At 52.4% G+C, this 893-nt stretch carries 1 protein-coding gene; it reads left to right on the top strand.

Annotated features, from left to right (window positions below):
* A partial coding sequence (locus tag IX84_RS30475) for a 3-phosphoshikimate 1-carboxyvinyltransferase (protein ID WP_044230432.1) occupies positions 1 to 808 on the top strand: 808 nt, incomplete at its 5' end.
* Positions 809 to 893: the final 85 nt, after the last annotated feature.

Consider the following 893-nt stretch of genomic DNA (forward strand, 5'->3'; position numbering starts at 1 on the left):
CAGCAGTCAGTACATTTCTGCTTTGCTCATGCTGGCACCAACCCTTCCGGAAGGGCTCCGGCTGCAACTCGAGGGTGAGATCGTCTCCCGCCCTTACATAGAAATGACCCTTTCCCTAATGAGCTACTTTGGCGTAAGCCATCAGTGGGAGGAGCAAACCATCATCGTGCCGCCTCAGTCTTATGTGGGCAAGCCTTTCACTGTAGAAGCAGACTGGTCGGCAGCCTCCTACTACTACGCTATGGCTGCCATTGCCCCGGAGACGGACCTTCGCCTGAATGGGCTTTTCCGGGAAAGTGTGCAGGGCGATGCCGTCCTTTCGGAAATGATGACCGAATTTGGAGTGGAAACCCACTTTGACGAGGCTGGCGTCCGGTTGAAAAAGAGAGCAGGTGCAGAAGTGCCGGACGAGTTTACCTGGGATTTCCTGAAATGCCCCGACCTGGCGCAAACGCTTGCTGTATGCTGTGCTGCAGTGGGCACAAGTGGTACGTTTTGTGGCTTGGAAACCCTGCGCATTAAAGAAACTGACCGCATTCTGGCGCTTCAGCAGGAACTGCAAAAAGTCAACGCCAACCTAATTGAGCTGCCTCCTACCGGAGAGCGTACTTACTTTCAGACACAAGGGAAAACGCTTTTTGGTTCCACTCCAACCTTTGCTACCTATGAAGATCATCGTATGGCGATGGCTTTCGCGCCTTTGGCAATGCAGCATCCCATCGAAATTGAGGAGCCGGAGGTAGTCGTCAAGTCTTACCCGGACTTTTGGAAAGACCTGCAGAAGATAGGTTTTGAAGTAGTCAGATAAAAAAAGGCCGGTTGAGCAACTCAACCGGCCTTTTTGTTTGCATGGCATGCAAACATTTTCCGAAGGGCTGAAAGAAGCCCTGGCG

This window comes from Phaeodactylibacter xiamenensis (assembly GCF_000759025.1).
Taxonomy (GTDB): Bacteria; Bacteroidota; Bacteroidia; order Chitinophagales; family Saprospiraceae; genus Phaeodactylibacter; species Phaeodactylibacter xiamenensis.